Source organism: Paenibacillus sp. cl123, assembly GCF_900101595.1.
Taxonomy (GTDB): Bacteria; Bacillota; Bacilli; order Paenibacillales; family NBRC-103111; genus Paenibacillus_G.
The window spans coordinates 66238-87361 of record NZ_FMYY01000024.1; the positions used below are offsets into that span (position 1 = coordinate 66238).

Here is a 21124-nt window from a genome sequence, read left to right on the forward strand (position 1 = left end):
TGGAAAAATAGAATAGATTAAGTGCGTATAGGAGTGTGAGTGCTGTGAGCGATTTTTGGTCGGCGATAATTCTGGGCATCGTAGAGGGCTTGACAGAGTTCCTGCCCGTATCTTCCACAGGGCATATGATTTTGACCGGGCATCTGCTGGGCTTCACGGGGGAGAAGGCGAAAACCTTCGAGATCGTCGTGCAGCTGGGGGCGGTGCTGGCCGTGCTGGTATTGTACTGGCGGAGGTTTATCGGCTTTCTGAACTTCAAGGAAAGCTTCAGCAATCATGGGAAAATCAATCTGATTCATATGGCGCTAGCTATGCTGCCGGCTGTGATTGTCGGCCTTGCCATTCATGGCTGGATCAAGGAGCATTTGTTCGGACCCGCTACCGTACTGGTCAGCCTTGTCGTCGGAGGATTGCTGATCCTCGTGGCCGATAAGGCGAGGGTGCGGATAACCGCAGAGAAGATGGACGATATTTCCTACAAGCAGGCGTTCGGGATCGGATTGTTCCAGTGCTTGGCCCTGTGGCCGGGCTTCTCCAGATCCGGGTCCACCATCTCCGGCGGGATGCTTCTGGGGACAAGCCAGAAGGCCGCGGCGGAATTCACCTTTCTGGTTTCCGTACCGGTTATGTTTGGCGCGACGGGATTGGATCTGTATAAGAGCCGGGATCTGCTGTCCATGGATGACCTCGGTATTTTTATCGCGGGCCTTGTAGCGTCGTTTGTAGTTGCAATGATCGCAGTCGTTACTTTCCTTAATATCATCAAGCGGCTCAGCTTATCCTGGTTCGCCTATTATCGTTTCGTACTGGCCGCCGTGTTCTACGTTATTTTGTTTCTGTAAATTTGGAGCAATAATTGGCCGCACCGGGCCATCGTCCATACCGATCGAAGCACCCGTCATATAATGAACCATGAGCTTAAGGGATTAGAGCCTGCAGGCTCAAGTACCGATAAGGAGTGGATCATAGTGGGTGTTGGAGGCGTAGGTTGCGGAACTGGTGTAGGCGGACTGTACACGAGCACTGGCGTTATTCTGGTGCTGTATATTCTTCTGGTTATTATTTTGTCTGCCGGAGTATTCTGGGCTTAAGAACCTGAGAGAGAAGCCGTACCGCATCGCGCGGTGCGGTTTTTTTCCGTACTGCCAGAAGGCAAAGCCGCCTTTGCCGAAAATGGCGTCAAAGGTTGACTTTATATTTGAGAACGATTATCATTACTATAGATACAGAAATGAGAATGATTATCACCTTAGGAATCTGCCAATCAGGCGACGAACAGCGACCTTTAGATAACGGATCACATACATAAGCAAAGGAGATGTAACATGGCTTCCATATTAGTCGTAGGCGCCGATCATCTGGGCAACATGCCCGATCATTTGGCGGAGATTGGGTTCGATGACGTTATGCATGTATCCGGCCGCAAATGCCAAATGGTGCGCAAGGGCATTCCGGAGAAAGTAGTCGCCGTCCTCGTGCTGACCGATTATGTCAACCATAATTTGACTAAGGTCATCAAGCAGCAGGCCAAGGAGCAGGAAGTGCCTATCTATTATGCCAAGCGTTCGTGGTGCTCGGTGAAGAAGGCGCTTTGCGATTGCGCCGATACATGCGAGTGGCTGAATGCCAAGAACGGCGCGGCTTGCCGCAACTAAGCTCAGCTGAATCTTCGACAAATGCCGCGAGGCTGTCCCGGAACCGGGACGGTCTTTTTTCATTTTCGACATAAGGAGTATGTAGATGTCGCCCGCCGCTGTATAATGGATAAAAAGGAGGAGATACCTTGAAGAAGTTTTGGCTTGGATTGCTGTGCGGGGTTGCACTCACCGCCACTACAACTATAAATGCCGCCGATGGCGTGTGGGCGCTGCTCTTCCCGGTGAAATTTCAGTTCGACGGCGAAAGCCGCGAGATCGGTCCGCGCTATCAGGTGCTGAATTATGAGGGGCATACGTACGTGCCGCTGAGATATATGGCTGAGCAGCTTGGCGCAGGCGCCCAATATGATCCGGAGACCCGGACCATTTCGGTGGACAAGGAGCCGATGGACGGGACGGAAGCGGAGAAGATGGTCTGGTCCGTTCACTACCGGCTGGAGCGTGGGATGGCAAGCCGGGATGTGAAGCAGCTGTTCGGAAACCCGGATCAGGTGACCTGGGTGGACAGCTCGAATCAGCAGATATGGCGTTTCGACTTCGGAGCGAAGCCCGGTTACCGCTTTGGGAGTTTGAATGAAGCCGATGTGCAGGGGCTGGAGAAAGGGGAATTGGAGGCTCAGCTGTTTGTCGGGTGGAACTCGGCGGGCCAGGTGGACCGCTATGACCTCTGGTATGTGAAGACAGGGACCGGCGGGGAGCGCCGCATCTACACCTATATTGTGTATCCGGACGGCTCCACCGGCGGGGCGCTTTACGAATAAGCCCCGCCATGGCCGATTCTGCGTGCGGCCCTAAGATCCGAAGGCAGCGCTGAACAAGACGACAAATACGAGCAGGAAGATCAGGTACAGCGCCAGCGCGATGGCGGACAGCAGCAGAGCCGCCCGGGAGTAATTGCGCTTGTTCGGATTGGCGCCGTCGCCGAAGGCCCAGACGAACAGCATTACCAGATTCAGGATCGGGATGGCGAGCACGATCAGGGTGAGCAGCCAGTGCCGGACGGAGATTACCGGAGCCGTGTCTCCGAACGTTTGGGATTGGTCCGTTGTCATCACATCACCTCACTCAGAGATTTACTTCACTACCCTATGCGCGAAGGCAAGTCCAACATGCACGCAATCTGTCCCGCTGCGAGGGGGCGGCGGCGTTCCGGACAGGGACGCAGAAAAACAAGCCAAGGGGATTCCCTTGGCTTGCCGCGGTCCGGTAAGTCCGGCCCCAATTAGATCACAAATGCGCTGCTGATGATGACCAACAAAATGAAAAGAACCAGAATGGCGCCCGTGCTCGTGTATGCTCCACCTACTGCACCCATCGTTCATTCCTCCTCGGGAATAAAATTTGTCGTAAGCCTCTTGGCTGTGCCGCCGCGAAGGCTGCGTCTGCGCCGGTGTTTCAGCCCCGACACATAATGCATTCTATGCGCCTGCCCTTCCTTGGGGGTGGGCGCCTGCCTTTTCTGGCTAAAATAGGCGGGATGCCTATCGCTTTTATTCTTATCTAATCGTCAAGACGGGAGGCTTTTTTTATGAATACGGATACGATATTGACTGAAGCAAGGGCATTCGCCCGAAGGGAGCTGGAAGCCGACAGCAGCGGCCATGATTGGCAGCATACGGCCCGCGTGGCGCATACGGCTTGCGCGCTGGCCCGGACGGAAGGCGCGGATGCCTTTGTCTGCGAACTGGCGGCGCTGCTGCATGACATAGCCGACGAGAAGCTGAATCCGAGCAAGGAAGCAGGGCTGAGCAAGGTGGAGTCTTGGATGAAGGAGCAGCAGGCAGCTTCGCCCGTACTTGAGCATGTGCTGCAAATTATCGGCAGCATGTCATACGGCGGCGGCCAAGGCGGGAAGCTCCCCACCCTGGAGGGGCGCATCGTTCAGGACGCCGATCGGCTGGATGCGCTCGGAGCTGTCGGAATCGCCCGCACCTTTGCTTATTCGGGCTGGAAGGGACAGCTTATCTTCGACCCTGAGCTGAAGCCTCGTGCGACGATGAGCCGCGAGCAGTATCGTCAGGAGCGAAGCACCGCGATCAACCATTTCTACGAGAAGCTGCTGAAGCTGAAGGATCTGATGAACACGGAGACGGCGCGCAGGCTGGCCGAGGAACGGCATGCCTTTATGGAGGCGTACCTGACGCAGTTTTACCGCGAGCTGGAGCCTGGGCTGGATTAGCGGAAGCAGCCGGCGGACCCGGCGGCCGGGGCACGGCGGTGGCTCGCGTCTTGTCCTCCGCGCTGTTGTGACTGCCAAGACTCCGGCAGGACCTGGTTTAGCCGATCGAAGCAAACATTTTGCCGTCCCACGGCAAACCCTTCTTGAACCGGGATTCGTCATGCAGCTGGTACAGCGAGAGTGCGGTGAACGGGTACATGTCCCAGATTTTGCACAAGGAAGCCGGGGAGCCGGAGCGTTCGAGGATCGCATTGACGGCCCGGCGCGCGGCTTCGTTTGCGCCTTCCATCGTCGCCAGATCGGTGTTGGTCCGCACATAGTCGGCGGCGAGGAACAGATTCGGTATCGCCGTGTAAGCATGCGGACGCAGGTTCCATGTATATACCTTATTGACCAGCAGCGGCTCCAGATTCACTGCGACGCCGTCCGGCCCGGACAGCTGCACATCCTCGTCGAGAAACCAGGAATGAAGATTATCGTCCTCCAGGACGACTTCGCCGTTCACATTGAGGCTCTGCTTCAGCTGAGTCCATACTTCCTGCATGACTTCCTCGCGGGTGCACTGCTTGGCCGGCTTGCCGTACAGCACCCCCGGCGACTCCCAGTCGGAGATGTCCACCGACAGGATGCCCTGCACAGTGCCGTCTCCATAATCGCTCAGGTCAAACTCCGGCCAGAACTGCTTCTGAGAGACGCTGGTCAATGCCCACGGCGAGTCCATATAGATCATATGGCCATGAATGACAGGCTTGTCCGATTTCAGATAAAATTGAATGCCGTTCATCCAGTCGACATCATCGGCCAGCTGCCGAATGCCGTCGAGCGTAGGATCCGCCTCCAAAATAACATCCGTCACGAAATTCGCCATGACCTCGACCGGAAAGGCCGCTATGTAATAATCTCCCTTTACCTCATAGGTGCGTCCCTGCTCGGTTACCGTAGCTCCGGTGATCCACTTTCCATCGCAGCTGATGCTCTCTACCTTCGCATCCAGATGATAGTCGACCCCCATATGACGCAAATAGTCCAGCCAAGGCTGCAGCCACACTTCATTGGTAGGGCCGTCCAGCAGACGGTCCGCGCTGCCTCCGGGCATTACCATATCCAGCATGATCTGAGCGCCGACCGTCCCGACCGTGGCGGTATTCGCTTCTCTGGCCTTGGCGGCCACAAGAATGCGGGTCATGCCGGCGAACACCCGGCGGAACTGAGCGGATTGCTCATCCGCATCGATGAACGACCACCAGGGGATGTTCTGGTACTGCTGCTGCCGGCGTTCGTCGCAGCTTGTCATAACCTGCCAGATGCGCTCCAAATAATGCTCGACTTCCTCTTCGGACAAGCCCAACCCATTGTCGAACAGCGACTTGAACGCATCGCGCAGGTCCTTCAGCGAATGAGGAAACTCGGTCAAAAATTCGACAGGAGGACCGTCGGTCCGGGCGAGGCCCAGTCGGGTGCCCTCCACCAGATTGTCGGCGACGCCCCGTTCGTTCGTCCCGTAAGGAATCCGCTCCATCGTATCGACAATATGCTTGTAGAAGCGGGGAAAAAACCGGAATCCGTGCTCGCCGGGCAAATCCTTCCGTCCTTCCGTGCCGCTCCCCGGCACCGGCATCGAACGGGCTTTGCCGCCCGGCAGCCGCTTCATCTCGTATACGGCCACCTCAAATCCCCGTTCGGCGAGCTCATGCGCCGCACTCATTCCTGCGACGCCGCCGCCCAATATGACAACTTTCGCGCTCATCACAACCACTCTCCTTACCATATCTTCCTAAATTATGTTATATCATGAATGTTAGGTCTAAGGAATCAAAAAATAGGAAAAACGTGTGAACACGGACATATGCGGCCCGGCGGCAATAAACAGGAGGAATGATGGATGGCCGGGACGGGAAGGAAACGGGTATGATAGAAGCAACAAAAGTGAAGCGAGAGCGGATCAGGCACCAGGCTTGTCCGGAGGAGGAAGAGGACATGCAGCTATCGAATTGCAGCGGCTGTGGGAAGCTTCAATTAAATTCAAGTCCGGCGTTGTGCAAGGATTGTTTCAAGCAGCATCTGGACCGGTCTCATCGGGTAAAAGCGTTCTTAACCAAGAACCCCCGCGCCAGCTTGATGGATGTATGCCATCATACCGGCTTGTCGTTGCGCGTCGTGAATGAAGTAGTTAGAAGAGCCTAGGGAAGCGTCATCCGCTTTCTCCGGCTTGCCTTATAGAGAAGCAGCATCGCCCCGTGAGGGTGATGCTGCTTTTTGTCATCCTGCGGCGAACCGGCCCGGCTGTGATGGAGGAACGGACAAGGGTGCGGGCTATGGAGCGGGCGGGCGCTTGTCATCGGGCGGCTGGCCTTTGGAGCTGGAGCCGTTGAACAGCGTTTCCGTAAGAGACTTGATCTTATCCATCAGCTTGCCGTAGCCGAATCCGACCAGGAACGAGATGCTTATTTTGGCATAGAGGCTGTCCCCCGTCTGCAGCAGCATGATCCCGCTCTGGAACAGCACAATCGTCATCACCGCGGCCCCGGCGCATTGGAGAGGGCGCAGCATGTACCACCACATCCAGCGCATGTCCAGCGTGTCATAGTAGAGATGCACCAGGCGAAGCGCATACAAAGTGCCGCCGATCGCGCCAGCCAGCGCGTAGTAAATATAGGGCTTCAAGCTGAGCAAAGGGATGCCGAGCAGGTGAGTCAGCTGCCCGCTCCTGATCATGCCTCCGAGCCAGAAGCAGCCGATGAAGCAGATGACCAGATAGACGGTGATGAGCAGGCTGATCCATTGCTGAGGGGATAGACGCGGAAATTTTGCCATCACAGCTTCCCCTCCTTTGCTTGTACCCCTGATAGCAGGATATGCAGGAAGGCGGCACCCGGTCCGGGCTGACCTATTCACGCATTCAAATAGCGAATATAACTTACAGAAAATACTTTACTTTAATAACGCGTTAGTGTACTATCTCATTATCGTGATAAAGTAAATAGGGAGGGAGCAGCTGCCATGTCAACTGCCAAACCGGAGAAATCAAAGGATCGCCAAAGCCTTATGTCTACGGAGCTTCGAACGAGAAAAGTACTGGACCGCATCAAGCCTTATTCACCCGGCAAGCCGATCTGGGAGGTGCAGCGCGAGCTGGGACTAGAGCGGGTCGTCAAGCTGGCCTCCAATGAAAATCCGCTTGGCCCGTCGCCCAAAGCTGTGGCTGCTATTCAATCGGCGCTTCCCGACATTCACCGGTATCCGGATGCGCAGGCCGTATCGCTCAGGGAAACGCTGGCCGAAGCGCTGGAGCTCTCTCCCGGCCAACTGATCGTCACCAACGGCGGGGACGAATTGATTACGCTGCTGTCGGAAACGTTCTTGGAGCCGGGGGATGAGATCGTCGCGCCGTCCCCAACGTTCAGCGAATATGAATTCGGCGCATTGCTGATGGACGCCAAGCTGGTCTCCGTGCCGCTCGCTCCGGGCTACCGGTACGATGCGGACGCGCTGCTCGCCGCGGTTACGGAGCGCACCAAGCTTGTATGGCTGTGCTCTCCGAACAACCCTACAGGCACTTACCTGCCGCGAGGGGAGCTGGAGCGTCTGCTGCATGCGCTCCCGCCGCAGGCGGTGCTTGTCTGCGACGCCGCCTATTCCCACTTTGCGACGGCGGAGGACTACAGTGACGGCCTGGAATTCGTGCGCGCCGGTCTGCCTCTGATCGTGCTCCAGACCTTCTCCAAGGCCTATGGGCTGGCAGGCATACGCGTGGGCTTCGGCGCGGCTCCGGAGGCGGTGATCCGGCGCATTCTGCAGGTGAAGGAGCCGTTTAATGTGAACGCGCTCGCCCAGGTTGCAGCGGCGGCGGCCGTCACGGACAGCGAGCATCTGGCGGCTTCCCGCGAGGTCAATACGGCAGGCCGGAAGCAGCTGTACGCCGCCTTGGACCGGCTCGGCTTGAGCTATACGGTCAGCATGAGCAACTTCGTGCTGATCGAGCTGGGCGAGCAGGGGGGAAGCCGCTATGAGGCGCTGATGGCCATGGGGGTTATCACCCGGTACGGCGGAGCTTGGGGACTTCCCCATGCCATCCGCGTCAGCGTAGGTACGGAGGAAGAAAATGCTTTCTTCCTCGCATGCTTGGCACGGCTGCTGGAGGACCGAAGAGAAGGCTAATCCTGCCGGGACTTCCGCCATTCCGCCATCAGGCGGATCAGGGCATGAATCCCGAGGCCCAGCGCGATGAGTATGCCTGAGGCCATGATGACCAGGGCGAAGTGCTGGAAAACTGAGTATTCCTTGAAATGATTGAAATTCACCGGTCCCTCCAGATCGTCTGTAACCAGGTTCATGCCGAAGATTCCGCTTATGACCGTGTAGATGGTCAGAATCAGCAGCAAGTATTCCGAACGCCGGGAGCTGAAATTTTCCTGGTATTTAAACAGATCGGTCAGCGTCCGCTTCACATCCTCATACAGCGTATGGATGGACAGCGCATCGCGCAGCCGGGTGTACATCTCTTTGCCCTGCGACTGGGAGGTGGCTTCCATAAAATAGTTTTTGGCCGAGAAGGTCGTAATATCGCGGATCAGCGCTTCGATCTTCTCGGGGTCCCGCTCCAGCTGGACATGAGAGTAGCGGTTGGACAGCTTGAGCAGGACGATTTTGTGAAAGAGATTGATCAGCAGTCCATAATAATACTCCCCGTACAGATGGCTCGCGAGCTGCTTGAGCCGCGGGCCGTTTTCGCTGGTCAAGCAGGCGAAGCAGGTCTCGTCGATGATGTAAGACGTAGTCGGGCTCCAGCGGTCATACGCATGGCTGCGGCAGAAGCGGTCGACATAATCCTTATTTACCGCGCTGATCCGCGGTTCTCCCTGCTCATTGAATCCGTCCACCCGCACCGCACGGTACAGATCCGCATCGGTGAAGGTTTCGCCTTCGGCTCCGGCCAGCAGCATCTGCACATACATTCGCTCGTCTACGAAATAAGGAAGCTCCTCGAACACGGATTCCTCCAGGTCGGATTCGTCGATGAAGCCCCGCAGCGCCGGGAGCAGCGCCTGGAATATAAATATCTCGACCTCCCGGCACTCGAAGCCGTCTATCGTCAGCCGAATCGGCTTGGTCTCCTCCTCCAGGCTCTGCAGGCGGCGGAAAAGACTGGCGAACTCCAAGGCCGACGATAGCGTCTGCGGCATCTCCAGTTCGACCCGCAGCGTAATAAAGCCTATATCGAACGGACAATGCAGCACGTCTGCGGCATGGATGCGGAAGGACCAGTCGGAGTGCTCGGAGCTCATGCGAGCGTCCAGATTCATCCGTTTGGAGAACCGCAGAAAAGAATGCGGGCTTGGCTGCTGGGGGAAGATCATCGCTTTGGCGAAGGGCAGAAAGCAGCGCTCCAGCCGGGGATGGGAAACCTGATACCCTTCTCCGTAGAAGCCGGTTTCGTGCTCCCTCTGGGGCAAGGAGAAGAAAATGAAGCCATCGTCCAGCAGCGTTTTCCTTAAGTCCTTCTGACATTCGGTATTCAGCGAGAAAGGAAATATAAACTGAAATAAAGCGGCTTCGAGCCGCTTTTCTTCGATTTGAATGCGTTCCATGCCACGATCGCTCCTCACTCGGCATCTGCTGGTCTTTTAGTTACTTTATACACCGGGAGGAGCGGAGCTAATCAGAGCGGGGGATGGGAAAGAATGACAAGTTCGCTTCTCGCCCTTCCCGCGATACGCAGATGTCCGGCTGTTTGCTTAAAGTTTGGGCTCGGCATGGCATTTGCGGCAGACCGGATAATATTCGTCATTGCCTCCGATATGGATCTGTTCGCCGGTATATACCGGCTTGCCTTGGCTGTCCACCCGCAGATTCATGGTCGCCTTGCGCTCGCAGAACCAGCAGATGGTTTTCATCTCTTCAATTTTATCAGCGTACAGCAGCATATATTTACTGCCTTCGAACAGCTCGTTCTGGAAGTCATTTTTGAGGCCGAAGCCCATTACCGGAATACGCAGCTCATCGACGATAGCCGCCAGCTGAAGAATCTGGCGTTTGTTCAGAAACTGGACCTCGTCGATCAAAATACAGGACACTTTCCTTGGATGAAGTCTTACCTGCTCCAGCACATCCGTATCCGGATGGATGGGATTCGCCTCCCGGCGGAGGCCGATGCGGGAGGACACATAGCCGACCTGATCGCGGTCGTCCACAGCCGAAGTGAACATCAGCACCTCTTTATTTTGCTCCTCGTAGTTATGGGCTACCTTCAAAATCTCAATGGATTTGCCGCTGTTCATGGCGCCGTATCTGAAATAGAGCTGGGCCAATGGAAAACACCCCGTTCATGTAAGTTATCCGTTATAATCCGAAGGCTATCATACCATAATTGGCGGCTCAGGGCATATGCGCTAACGTGGAAAAATGCGGGCAGCTCCGGTTTTCTCCGCGATACCGGCCGGTGCTTTTATTTGCGTGGGGCGTGAGGCGAGGCTGGGGGAGAAGAACGTGGTGAGGGCGCTGAAGAAGACGTGGAGCCATGGAAAAGCCCGGCACAGCGGAACGTCCGCATTTGCCGGGCTTGCCCTCGTGATACGTTTATACTTTGAACCGGCTGAGCTGATCGAGCAGCTCCTGCACCATGGCGCTAAGCGCGGAGGAGGAGGAAGAAATCTCCTCCATGGACGCGAGCTGCTCCTCGGAGGCGGCGGCCACGCTCTGGGAGTGGCTCGCGGCATCCTGGGCAATCCGGGACAGCTCTTCCACCGTTGCCGTCACCTGCTCGGCGCCGGCCGACATCTGCTCGGCAGCTGCCGACACTTCCTCCATCTGGCCTTGGACAGACTCCATCTCGCCGGCGATGGAAGCGAAGATGTTCCCGGTCTCCGTTACGGACTGGACGCCCATTCTGACTTCGTCCGCGCCTGCCCGGGCGGCTGCGGCCGCTTTATCCGTATCGGTGCGGATCTCATCCAGCAGCTCCTCGACCTTAACCGCGGCGTCCTTCGTCTGCTCGGCCAGCTTGCGAACCTCGCCGGCCACGACAGCGAAGCCGCGTCCATGCTCGCCTGCCCGGGCGGCCTCAATGCCGGCGTTCAGCGCCAGCAGATTCGTTTGCATGCTGATCTGCGAGATAAGTCCCATGATTGAGCTGATCTCGACGGAGAGGACTTGCAGCCGGGCGATAGCCGCTTCGGATTGCTCCGAGGCCGCCTGCACGGCTGTCATCTGACGGATAGCCTGATGAATCCGGTCGCTTCCCGCCTTCGTTTGCCGGGCAACATCCTGGATAGATTCGGTGACGCCCGAGGAGGATTCCGCCACCCGGCCGATTCCGACGGCCATCTCGGTCATGGCGCGGGAAGCTTCCTTCGACTGCGTCTCCTGCAGCTCGGCGCCTGCGGCTACGCTTTGCGCCGATTCCGCTATCGTCTCGGCGGCTCGTCCGGTCTGCTCCGCACTGGCGGCCAATTGCTCGCTTGTCGCTCCCACTGACATCGACAGGTCGGAGACCATGTTCAGCATTTTGCGCTGGGAGCCGAGCATGTGATTGAAATGCTCGGCCATCTGGCCGAACTCATCCCGGCTTCGGACGGTCATCTGCTGGGTGAAATCGCCTGCCGCCATCACGCCGAGCATCCGGTTCGCTTCGTTCAGGTTGCGCGTTACAAGCGTGCGCATCGCCACGTAGATCAGCAGAGCCATCGCGATCAAGGACACGGCGGCCAGCAGCAGGGAGGAGCGCAGCACCTGGTTGAAGGTGGACATAATTTCATCCTTCAGCACCACGGTCTCCACAAACCAGGATTGATCGCTTCCATGAAATTTGATTTCCTCAAAGATTCGGCCGACCGGCAGTCCTTGGGGATTCAAGGAATAGGCTTTCATGACCCCGTTCTTGACGCCGTTCCATAGATCGATCTTTTCCTGCCGATCGCCGTACGGGACGTTCACTTTTTGGTCGTCGGTGCCATGGGCGATGTAGGTTCCCGTACCGCTGAGAATAGTCACATACGAAGAAGGCTCGCTTGATTTTTTTACGCGCTGCTGAAGCGAATCAAGCGTCATGTCCGCGCCGACGATACCGAGAAACTGTCCTTGCTTATCCAGCAAGGGCACCAGGATGGAGGTGATCAGCACATCCTCTCCGTTGATCCGATAGAGGTAGGGCTCCATGATGGTCAGCTTTTTATTGGCTTTCGTCAGCGTATAGTAGCTGCCTTCTTTCTCGAAGTCATTGAGAGGTTCGATCTGAATCGAGGTGTCCGAGCGATAGACGTAGGGCATGAAGCGGCCCGAAGCGTCACTATAAACGCTCTTCTGCGTATAAAGCCGGTCCTGGTTGTCGAATTGGTCCGGCTCCCACAGCGTATACAAGGCCACCAGGCCATTCTGGGAAGACAGATGCTGCTGCAGCAGGCCGACCACATAGTCGCGGCTTGCCATGTTTTGTTCGCGCATGCTCTGCATCGTCTCCGATAGAAGAAGCAGATCCGACTGGATAACGGAGGTTTCCCGTTCCAGATCGGCCACGAACGTTTGGCCCTTCGCATGGGCTTCAAGTTCGCCTTTCGCCAAGCTGACGGTGTACAGCTGATGCAAGTTCAGTCCTATCAGCAGCGCGAATACGAGAAGCATGACACCCCCTACAGCCATGCTTAATTTAACTCCCAGTCTTCTGTTTGTGAACCAGGTCAATAGCCTCATCCCCCGTCTGTTATGTCGGTTTATCCATGACATATATCGACAAAACGGGCGGGAAATTTGAGGCCCGCTTTCGGCATATTTCGCACCGGGGTCCGGATGCAGACAAGGGGAGGCGCCGGCGGCGAAGCGCATGAGAACAAGACCCGGCGAAATCCGGACGGTCTTTCTGCGCCTATCTGAACATGCGCTCAGAACGAAAGCATAAAAGGATTTTTCCAACTCGTTATAACAGGTTTAATATTTCCGGAAAGGAAGGTTGCGGAAGCAGGGGGCGCAGCGGAACTCATCCGCCCGAAGCGCATGCAATCGGCCGAAATGCCATTTGAAACGGAACTCGGAGTCTCCTAGTCAAGCCAAACAGACCATTTGCCGGTCCTTTTGCCCATCTAAAGGCTGCGTCAGGCATTTTTCTCAAGGAGCCGGCGGCGGAATGTCCGCCGGCTCCAGGCACTTATGTAAGAGGGAGTGTGATTTGCACGACAGTTCCTTCGCCGGGCTCGCTCTCTATTTTCAAGCAGCCGTTATGCTCGGTGATGATCTTCTGACTGATCATAAGGCCGAGGCCGGAGCCGCTTTCCTTGGTGGTAAAAAAAGGTTCGCCCAGCCGGTTCAACACGTCTGCGGGGATGCCGGGCCCGTCGTCGGCGAACTGGATCGTAAGGGCGCTTGGGCTCGATTGGACGGCCGAGATGACGATTCGTCCTCCGGAGCTCATAGCTTCCATAGCATTTTTGAGGATATTGATGAATACCTGCTTGAGCTGATTTTCTTCGCAGTGCACGGCAGGAAGCTCGTCGGGAATTTGCGCATGGAATTCGATATTGGTCATATTGGCTTGGGATTCGAGCAGTGACAGCACATGATGGAGAATGGGCGTCAGCGGTCGGTTCTGAAAGGTGACGGCTTGAGGCTTGGCCAAGATGAGGAGTTCGTTGATGATTTGTTCTATGCGATCAAGCTCCGAGATCATAATATCCAGGTACTGCGTCTTATACCGGGCGCCCGCTTTCATAAATTGGGTGAATCCCTTGAGCGCCGTCAGCGGGTTGCGGATCTCGTGGGCGACCCCGGCGGCCAGTTGGCCGGCTACGGACAGTTTCTCGGAGTTTCGGAGCAGCTCTTCGGTTTTCTTGCGCTCGGTAATGTCTCTTCCGATGATGCAGATGCCTGTAATCTCATTGTCCAGGCCAACCACCGGCGAGATCGTCAAGCTCATATCCAGCAGCGTGCCGTCCTTGCGCCGGCGTTTCGTCTCGAAGCCGGATATTTGCTTGCCCTGCAATCCTTGCCTGAACAGCAGCTCCGATTCGATCCAGAGATGATCAGGCACGTTGGGAGGCCGGGAGCCGATAATCTCCTGCTCCGTGTAGCCGTATGTCTTCAGAAACGTCCGATTGACCTGAACGAGGCGGCATTCGTTGTCCAATATCGCGATATTGTCGGCCGTATGCTCGATCATGGAGTTAAGCTGCTGTTTGACAGCCTTCAGCGTCTCTTCCTGCTCCCTCATCGCCGTAATGTCGCGCATGAAAATCGACAGACCTGCCTTGGAAGGGTAGCAGGATACTTCCAGCCACTTGCCCAGCATCGTTAAGTAATAAGGAAAGAAGAGGGGAGTGGCGTCCTCCATCGAGCGCATGCACTGCTTGTAGAACCCGGAATTGATCCACTCCGGCAATACCGTATGCAGATTATGCCCGAGCAGCCCGTCCCGGCTGTGTCCGAGCAGCTTCTCGGCGCCTTTGTTCACATAGACGAAATCGCCGCTGCGGCTGAGCATGATGTAAGCATCCTGCAGCATCTCCATGAGCAGACTCATCTGCGAGAGAGCCGCGCGCGACTGCTCCTCCAGCCGCTTGCGCTGCGTGATGTCCTGCGTCTGCATATACAGGTAGGCGGGAGAATGATTTTGCCCTTGCAGGCCGTAAGCGTTGACGCTCATCCAGATCACCTCGCCGTCCGCCTTGATCCAGCGCATCTCGGCTTCGTAGCGCGGGAGCTGTCCGCTCAGCAGCTGGCTCAGATGATGCATGCCGAGCAGCAGCTCTCCCGGATGCAGCAGCGCCTGCAGATTCATGGTCTGCAGCTGCTCGGGACTGTAGCCCAGTTGTCTGGACAGCGATTCTCCGGCGATGACCAGATTGCATTCTTTATCCAGCAATAACGCTCCCGCATGGGAGCTGGTGAAGTGCTTGAGAGAAAGCTCGACAAGCATTTCTTCCAGACTGGCGCTGCCTTCGAGCTGCAGTCTTCGGGTAATTTGTTCAGAACGGAACCGGTCATTCATGCCAGAAGTTCCTCCATTATTTGCTATATGTCAATAACATTCGTCAAAAATCTACAATTTCCTGCTGGGCTGCATGAGGATCATCACAAAATTTGCGGGGGGCAACCGGGATGTTTTATGTCGACAGCATCCGATAGGAAGCGGGAGAACGGGACAAGTCGGGCTTTGTCAAAAATAGGCGAAAAGCTTCGGAAGGGAAGGGGGTTCGGAGGGGATTAGCAGCCTGCCTGGGGGCGCATAGACCGTGCGGCGCATAGAGCGCTGCACGGTCTCATTCCTTCCAGGAGCCGGGCGGTCGGATATCGAAGCGGCGGCTTGGGGGGCAAGCTCTGCCTGCGGCTCAAGCCAGTTGTCCTGTGCTTCTCAAGTCTTGCGCTTGCGAGTCCGCCTCGTCAATCGGCAGCCGCAAATTTGCCGGGATCGCAGCGGCATGGACTCCAGGGTCATCTGCTTGCGCGGGAATGAAATCGTCTTGACAAGCGCAGGCACATCCCGGTTAACCATTCTTTTCAGCAGCCCGATCGCGGTACCGTACTTCCTATAGTCGTAATCGCCGGTCTTCGGATCGACGAACGCATAGGGAAGCTCCTCCGGGGTGAGCGCGGCGAAGACGCGCCCGTCATACGCGCCCAGATAGGTGAGCGGGGAATCCTTGTATCCTCGCCGTACCCACTCCTCCTTGGACATGCGATAGACCAGGATAGCAAAAATATCGTCATAGATCTTTCCCTTGTATTTGAAGCGAAAGTGCAGCTCATATTCGCTGTCCGGGTCTTTCCGCCGCTTGCTTATGACACAGTAGCGCCTCCACCACGAGGGGAATCGCAGGATAAAGCCGTATTTGTCATTTTTATAAATCAATTTGGTCGGTCTGGCCAATGCTCTCCGCTCCTTTCGCCATGCATGCTCTTACCATACATATGCGCGGAAGGCTTGGCCTATGGCCGCAGCCAGATGTTTTTGAACGGCACCCAGTCCAGGGCGTCCAGTGAAATGCCTTTGACCGACGCGTGATAGATCGTTTTCAGCCGCTTCTCGTAGAGGAAGCAAAGCACCCGCTTGGCGCTTAGATGCCCCTCGATCCGCTGCAGCAGCTCGGCCCGTCCGCGTTCCGTCGGCTCGAGCAAAACCTGCCGCAGCAGGGAGCCGACCGCTTGCTTGACCGATGGCTCCAGATGCCGCTGCATGCTCGTGTACAAGTCGAACAAGCGCAGCTCGACATCCGTATCAAGCATCAGCGAGAACAACAGCAGGTCGGCGTGAAGCCGCTGCTCGCTCTTGAACTCCTGCGCGGACAGCAGCTGAAGCTCGCACGCGAAGCCGGCCTCCTGCAGCAGCGCCTGGACATGCAGCGCATCCTCCTCATATTGCGTGATCGTGCAGAGCCGAAGCCGCTCGCCGCGATAGCCGGCGCAGCTTTTCACCAGCTCCCGGATGCGCGCCGTCCCATAGCGGCAAGGCATAGCGGCCGACTCCGCACCGGGGACCTGTCCGGCGGCCAGGAAGCTGTCGGCGATTCCGACGGCATCGCCGCCGATGCGAGCCAGCAGCTTGGCGCGGTCGAGGGCGGCCATAACGAGGCCCCGCACGCCCGGGTCGAGCAGAGGCCCCTGCTTCAGGAGATTGAAGGTGAGGAACCGGCAGGTTGCGCCCTTCTGCTGGATCTGCTGCCAGGCGTCCGACGCCTCGTCAGGCAGCCGGTAATTATGCAGCACCTGGAAGCTGCCCAGCGTCCGGTCGTAGTCCTGCTTCTGCAAATCCGGAATATGCCATAGCTCCACACGGTCCAGATGGGCCCGGCCCTGGAAGTAGGGGGCGAAGGCATCGAGAATGCACAAGGTATCGTCCCGGTGCGACAGCTTGAAGGGACCTGTGCCTACCGGCGATAGGGCGAAGGCTTCGCCCAGCTCGGCGCAGCGGTCCGCCGGCACGATCGAAGCGCGGTTCGTGCCGGCAAACTGGAGAAACAGCTCATTCGGCTCTTGCAGCCGGACGCTGACCGTGATCGGATCGACGGCCTCGACCCGTTCGACCTGCCGGTGGACCCAGCTGTACAAGGCGCCTCCGGCCAGCCGCTTCAGCCGCTCGAAGGTATAGGTCACATCGCCCGCAGCCAACTCGCGGCCATGATGGAACAGAACCCCTTTGCGCAGATGAAAGGTCCACACGGTCCGGTCGGGGCTTACCTCCCAGGCATGGGCCAGATGAGGCTCGATCGTCTGCGTCAGCCGATTGTAGCGCACGAGCGGATCAAACAGCTGATGCACGAGATGGGCTTCCGTCGTGAAGTGGATGGTGGCCGGGTCCAGGGACTGGAGCTGCTGCGTTAACGGGAACCGCAGGGTATCCAGCCGCTTGTTGTTCTGCACCTCGCTGGAGTATCCGAATTGTCCGCCGAGCCAGCGGTGAAACGTTTCCTTCACCGCGCTGTCCGGCGAGAAAAGGCTCAGCTGCTCCAGCGCTCCGCGCAGGTCCTTGTGTTCGACCAGCTCCTTGGCGACAGACAAGGCGATGTCCTCACTGGGAGAGCGGAAGATGAGCGACGACCTGCTGCCGCGGCCGCGCTTCGGCTCCCAGTCGAGCCAGCCCTGCTGCCGCATCTTGTTCATCAGCAGCTGCGCGTTGCGGTGCGTACACTGCAAGGCGTCCGCCAGCTCGCCGAGCGTGACGGTCAGCTCCTGATCCAAGGAGGCATACGGATAAAGCTGGCGCAGGCGCATGTAGTGCGAGGATAATCTCATCGAATCTCCTCCCCGTTCGGAATTTTCGAAAATACGAAATTCATGAATCAAAAGTTACATCTTTTATTCCTATTTTGCAAGCTACAATAGAATCTATAGGCGGATGGAACCGCGGTCACTGTCAGTCGACGATGCCAATAAACCAATTTATATTCGATTATCCAATCAACGGGAGGAGATATTCATGTCTGCCATATCGTTAACGATATCTTGGGAGGACCAGCTGCTGATGGAGGCCGAACGCGAGCTGTCCGCGGCTTCCGCCAAGGAGGAGCTGGCGCGCGCGGTTTGGAGTCTGGTCCGCCTGGGCTACGGGAAGCTGGCGGGGGGATCGCTGCTGGAGGGCGCCGGAGCAGGCGGGGGCGAGCTGCTTCGCGGTTGGGCCGCGTACAGCCGGACACCGGCCCAGCTGCTGCAGGAGCTGCGCATGCTGTCGCAGTACGAAGCGCAGCTTGACGCTGACGTTCCCGTCAGCTTGCCCGTGCTGACGCTGCACGCCGGCAGGCTGCGGGCGATGGGCCGCCAGATGCTGGCTCTGCTGAGAACAGCAGCGCCGCGTCCGTACAGACGGCCGAGCGCTGGAACGGGAGGGAAGCACAGTGACGCTGCCGCCGGCTTCATCCTTTAGCGAACGCCGGCTGCTTGCGGGATCGCTTGCCGGCGGCTTGCTGCATTATCTGTTTTTCTGTGACCGGAGCTGGGGAATATCCTTCCCGTTGTTCGTGCTTGCTTTCTATCTGCTGCTCCTCTGGACCGCGGGGACGGGGATCAGGGAGCTTCGCTCCGACCGGTCGTCCATCTGGCTTTTGCCGATCGGTCTGCTGTCGCTTACCTATGCGCTGTACACGAATCCGGTATTCGCAGTGTTGAACGCTTTGGCGATCCCGCTGCTTATCGTTCAGCACACGACAACCGCTTATCGCGCCGATCGGCCGCCCAATCCGCTCGCTTCTTTGCTGGAGCAGGTTCTTGTCCAGTCTTTGCTGTATGTGCCGCGGCCGGCGGCGCTCGTGTTCGGCTGGCTGTCTTCGCTTCTTGGCAAAGGAAGCTCCCGCGCCTTCGGCAAAGTATTGCTGGGCTTCTTGCTGGCCGCTCCTCTGCTGGGGGCCGTGCTGTGGCTGCTCGCTTCGGCGGATGCCATGTTCAGCCGCTCGATCCGGCTGCTGCCTGATTTGCTGAACGGCGTCGATGTGTTCACGGCCGTCATGCGCATCCTTTGGGTGCTATTCATCATGACGGGCTTATTCGCATATATAGCCGGGCTGTTGCGGCCCAAGCTCATGCCATCCGCCTACCGGGGGCAGGAGGAACAGTCCTCGGCGGGTGGCTCTCGGCCGCCGGAGACAGGAAGCGATTCGTCCGCGCCGGCGGCCTGGGACCCGGGCCCGCCTGCCGCCTATGTGCGGCCCCGGACCGCAGCACCCAGGATGGACGCAACCGTAGCCGCCACGATGCTGATCCTGCTCAATAGCGTGTATCTGCTGTTTGTTTTTATTCAGTTCTCTTACTTTTTTGGAGGAGGCGCGGCCGAGCTTCCCGAAGGCGTGACCTACGCCGCTTATGCGCGCAGAGGCTTCGCGGAGCTGGTGGTCGTCACCTTGATCAATCTGTCGGTGCTGGTCGGAGCGCTGTACGGCATCAAACGGCCTTCCCCGCCCGCCTGGACCTGGCTGCGCGCTCTGCTGGCTTTGCTCGTCGGCTGCACCGGCGTTATGCTCAGCTCTGCCTATATAAGGCTGTCCATGTATGAGGAAGCCTACGGCTATACGATAGCCAGATTGCTTGTGCATGCCTTCATGATCTTCCTGCTCGTGTTGTTCATCCTGGCGCTTGTCAAGCTGTGGAGCGATCGTCTCCCGCTCGGGCGCAGCTATCTGATCGCAGCGGTCGCCTCATATATCATCGTGAACTATATAGGCATCGACGCGATGATCGTGAAAAACAATGTAGTCCGCTACGAGCAGACGGGGGTGCTGGACGCCGATTATCTGAGTTCGCTCGGCTACGAGGCGGTGCCTCATCTTCTGGAGCTGAACCGCAGGCGGCCCGAGGCGGCGGGCGAGGCGCTGCAGGAGTTCCGAAGCAGACTGGAGAAAAAAAGCCCTCCGGCCTGGACGGAGTTCAACTTGTCCAAGTGGAGAGCCTGGCGGGACTTGCAGGCGGAGGCGGCTACTTCTTGAAGCCGTCCGGTTCCTCGGCGGCAGCCGGAGGGGAAGAGGAGAGGCCGGTATCCGGGACTTGCAGGTTCCCTTCCACATATCCTTTGATCGTCTCGGGAATCAAGTGCAGGGAAGAAAGCGTGAAGTAGGCGCCCGACGGCTGAACGGTCACTTCCACCTCATTGTAGGACCATTCCAGCTCTGCGGGCATGAAGATCGCGTGAATCCCGCAGGTCAGGGCGGGGATCATATCGGTCCGCAGCGAATTGCCGATCATCCAGGTACGGCTGCGGTCCATGCCGTTATTGCTCAGTATGCCTTCCAGAAACTCGGTATTTTTATGGCGGGTAATGTGGATGCGATCGGCGAAAAACCGCTCAAGCCCCGCTTCCTTGATCTTGCGCATCTGGACGGCCGGATCCCCGCCGGTATACAGATGCAGCTCATGTCCTTCCGCCGCCAGCGTCTTCAGCGTTTGTTCCATATACGGATAAGGCTCGATGCTGTGTCCATATACCGAGGAGCCCAGCTCCGTCAGCCGCTCGATTTCGGCCTGGGTTTTGCGGCGGCCGGTCAGGTCGGAGTAATAATCATATGTCTCGACGAACGATTCGGGAAAATGGCTGGGCGAGAAGCCGCTGGCCAGCACCCGGTTCAGATCAAGCTCCGCCTGTTTTTTCTTCACTTCGCTGATCGACAGATGGTAGCCGTGAAACCAGGCTTCCATCTGGTCGGCGAATTGGTCTATCACCATATCGAAAAATTTATTGCAATGAATCAACGTATCGTCCATATCGAAAAGGATCGTTTGCTTGATCATAAGGCTTTATCTCCTGTCGCTTGCGCTGTCGCATTTTGCCTTTCATTATAGCACGGCTTGCGTCAGCGCTGCACCCGGAGACGGCGAAGCGCAGGCAGAGGGCGCTATCCGGGCTTGCTCCGCTGCGGCTCTCAGCCGGCGGCAGAGGCGGATATGCCGCTCTCGCCGCCTTCGCTTGCCGCTGTCAGCCCGTCCGCTTCGGGGATATCCGCTTGGGCGGATTTCCGCTCGCCGGTCATGAAGCTTTGCCCCTCGAACACGGCGCCCGGCTCGATGACCAGCGTCCCTGCGGACAACCGCCCGGTAAGCTTGCCCGTAGAAGTGAGACGGACTGTGCCGGTTGCCTGCACCGAGCCCTCCAGCCGGCCCGCCACGACTACATCTCTCGCTTGCAGCTCCCGGCAGCGGAGCACGCCCCGCTCGCCGACCGCTACTTCGCCGGCTGCATGAATCGTCCCGGTGAACTCTCCTTCGATACGCAAATCCGCTTCGCTCATGAGCTCGCCTTGCACCCGGCAGCCTTCGCCGATGAGGGTCACGGCGCTGCCCATCCGCGGCTGGCGTTTGCTTTTCTTCCGCAATCCGATCATGACAA

20 protein-coding genes are annotated in these 21124 nt (G+C 57.6%); 8 read left to right on the plus strand and 12 right to left on the minus strand.

What is annotated here, in order from left to right; all coding sequences use genetic code 11:
* Nucleotides 1-44: 44 nt before the first annotated feature.
* The 4 genes from bacA to BLR08_RS25635 all read left to right on the plus strand — a co-directional run bounded on the left by bacA (nt 45) and on the right by BLR08_RS25635 (nt 2419).
* On the plus strand, nt 45-842 hold the full coding sequence (gene bacA / locus BLR08_RS25620; RefSeq protein ID WP_072336817.1) for an undecaprenyl-diphosphate phosphatase: 798 nt from the start codon (nt 45-47) through the stop codon (nt 840-842).
* A 126-nt stretch (nt 843-968) separates the two neighbouring features.
* Nucleotides 969-1091, plus strand: a complete 123-nt coding sequence (locus BLR08_RS25625) for a sporulation protein YjcZ (protein WP_083537496.1) — start codon at nt 969-971, stop codon at nt 1089-1091.
* A 234-nt stretch (nt 1092-1325) separates the two neighbouring features.
* On the plus strand, nt 1326-1655 hold the full coding sequence (locus BLR08_RS25630) for a DUF2325 domain-containing protein (protein ID WP_072336814.1): 330 nt from the start codon (nt 1326-1328) through the stop codon (nt 1653-1655).
* 128 nt (nt 1656-1783) lie between these two features.
* On the plus strand, nt 1784-2419 hold the full coding sequence (locus tag BLR08_RS25635; protein ID WP_072336811.1) for a stalk domain-containing protein: 636 nt from the start codon (nt 1784-1786) through the stop codon (nt 2417-2419).
* 30 nt (nt 2420-2449) lie between these two features.
* On the opposite strand, the gene BLR08_RS25640 is transcribed toward BLR08_RS25635, so the two are convergent.
* Complete coding sequence (locus BLR08_RS25640; protein WP_072336808.1) at nt 2450-2710, minus strand: hypothetical protein; 261 nt, start codon at nt 2708-2710, stop codon at nt 2450-2452.
* Nucleotides 2711-2880: 170 nt separating this feature from the next.
* On the minus strand, nt 2881-2973 hold the full coding sequence (locus tag BLR08_RS25645) for a YjcZ family sporulation protein (RefSeq protein WP_083537495.1): 93 nt from the start codon (nt 2971-2973) through the stop codon (nt 2881-2883).
* A gap of 213 nt (nt 2974-3186) precedes the next feature.
* Between BLR08_RS25645 and BLR08_RS25650 the strand changes: the two genes are divergently transcribed.
* Nucleotides 3187-3837 carry an HD domain-containing protein gene (locus BLR08_RS25650; protein WP_072336803.1) on the plus strand — a complete coding sequence of 217 codons (651 nt, stop codon included), beginning with the start codon at nt 3187-3189 and terminating at the stop codon, nt 3835-3837.
* A gap of 97 nt (nt 3838-3934) precedes the next feature.
* On the opposite strand, the gene BLR08_RS25655 is transcribed toward BLR08_RS25650, so the two are convergent.
* Both BLR08_RS25655 and BLR08_RS25665 read right to left on the minus strand, forming a co-directional pair.
* A complete protein-coding gene (locus BLR08_RS25655) occupies nt 3935-5584 on the minus strand; it encodes a hydroxysqualene dehydroxylase (protein ID WP_072336800.1) in 1650 nt (549 codons plus the stop codon).
* 566 nt (nt 5585-6150) lie between these two features.
* Nucleotides 6151-6651: a hypothetical protein gene (locus BLR08_RS25665; RefSeq protein WP_072336793.1), complete on the minus strand. Its 501-nt coding sequence runs from the start codon at nt 6649-6651 to the stop codon at nt 6151-6153.
* 186 nt (nt 6652-6837) lie between these two features.
* On the opposite strand from BLR08_RS25665, the gene hisC reads away from it, so the two are divergent.
* Nucleotides 6838-7995 carry a histidinol-phosphate transaminase gene (hisC, locus tag BLR08_RS25670; RefSeq protein ID WP_371117712.1) on the plus strand — a complete coding sequence of 386 codons (1158 nt, stop codon included), beginning with the start codon at nt 6838-6840 and terminating at the stop codon, nt 7993-7995.
* On the opposite strand, the gene BLR08_RS25675 is transcribed toward hisC, so the two are convergent.
* The 6 genes from BLR08_RS25675 to BLR08_RS25700 form a co-directional block, all read right to left on the minus strand.
* Nucleotides 7992-9425, minus strand: coding sequence for a hypothetical protein (locus BLR08_RS25675; RefSeq protein ID WP_072336790.1), 1434 nt, complete (start codon nt 9423-9425; stop codon nt 7992-7994). The genes hisC and BLR08_RS25675 overlap by 4 nt on opposite strands.
* A gap of 147 nt (nt 9426-9572) precedes the next feature.
* A complete protein-coding gene (locus tag BLR08_RS25680) occupies nt 9573-10145 on the minus strand; it encodes a thymidine kinase (RefSeq protein ID WP_072336787.1) in 573 nt (190 codons plus the stop codon).
* Between the two features lie 268 nt (nt 10146-10413).
* Nucleotides 10414-12471 carry a methyl-accepting chemotaxis protein gene (locus tag BLR08_RS25685; protein ID WP_176835608.1) on the minus strand — a complete coding sequence of 686 codons (2058 nt, stop codon included), beginning with the start codon at nt 12469-12471 and terminating at the stop codon, nt 10414-10416.
* 502 nt (nt 12472-12973) lie between these two features.
* Complete coding sequence (locus BLR08_RS25690) at nt 12974-14809, minus strand: PAS domain S-box protein (protein WP_072336781.1); 1836 nt, start codon at nt 14807-14809, stop codon at nt 12974-12976.
* 363 nt (nt 14810-15172) lie between these two features.
* Complete coding sequence (locus tag BLR08_RS25695; protein ID WP_072336778.1) at nt 15173-15688, minus strand: hypothetical protein; 516 nt, start codon at nt 15686-15688, stop codon at nt 15173-15175.
* A 59-nt stretch (nt 15689-15747) separates the two neighbouring features.
* Complete coding sequence (locus tag BLR08_RS25700; protein WP_072336775.1) at nt 15748-17550, minus strand: ABC transporter substrate-binding protein; 1803 nt, start codon at nt 17548-17550, stop codon at nt 15748-15750.
* Nucleotides 17551-17734: 184 nt separating this feature from the next.
* Between BLR08_RS25700 and BLR08_RS25705 the strand changes: the two genes are divergently transcribed.
* Complete coding sequence (locus tag BLR08_RS25705) at nt 17735-18178, plus strand: hypothetical protein (RefSeq protein WP_072336772.1); 444 nt, start codon at nt 17735-17737, stop codon at nt 18176-18178.
* Nucleotides 18150-19730, plus strand: coding sequence for a DUF4153 domain-containing protein (locus tag BLR08_RS25710; RefSeq protein WP_256257774.1), 1581 nt, complete (start codon nt 18150-18152; stop codon nt 19728-19730). Before BLR08_RS25705 ends, BLR08_RS25710 begins: the two co-directional genes overlap by 29 nt.
* Here the strand turns inward: BLR08_RS25710 and BLR08_RS25715 are convergent.
* Nucleotides 19720-20529 carry an HAD family hydrolase gene (locus BLR08_RS25715; protein WP_072336769.1) on the minus strand — a complete coding sequence of 270 codons (810 nt, stop codon included), beginning with the start codon at nt 20527-20529 and terminating at the stop codon, nt 19720-19722. The two genes, BLR08_RS25710 and BLR08_RS25715, sit on opposite strands and share 11 nt — an antisense overlap.
* Nucleotides 20530-20660: 131 nt before the next feature.
* Entirely contained in the window at nt 20661-21119 is a 459-nt protein-coding gene (locus tag BLR08_RS25720; RefSeq protein ID WP_072336766.1) for a bactofilin family protein, read from the minus strand.
* Nucleotides 21120-21124 lie beyond the last annotated feature (5 nt).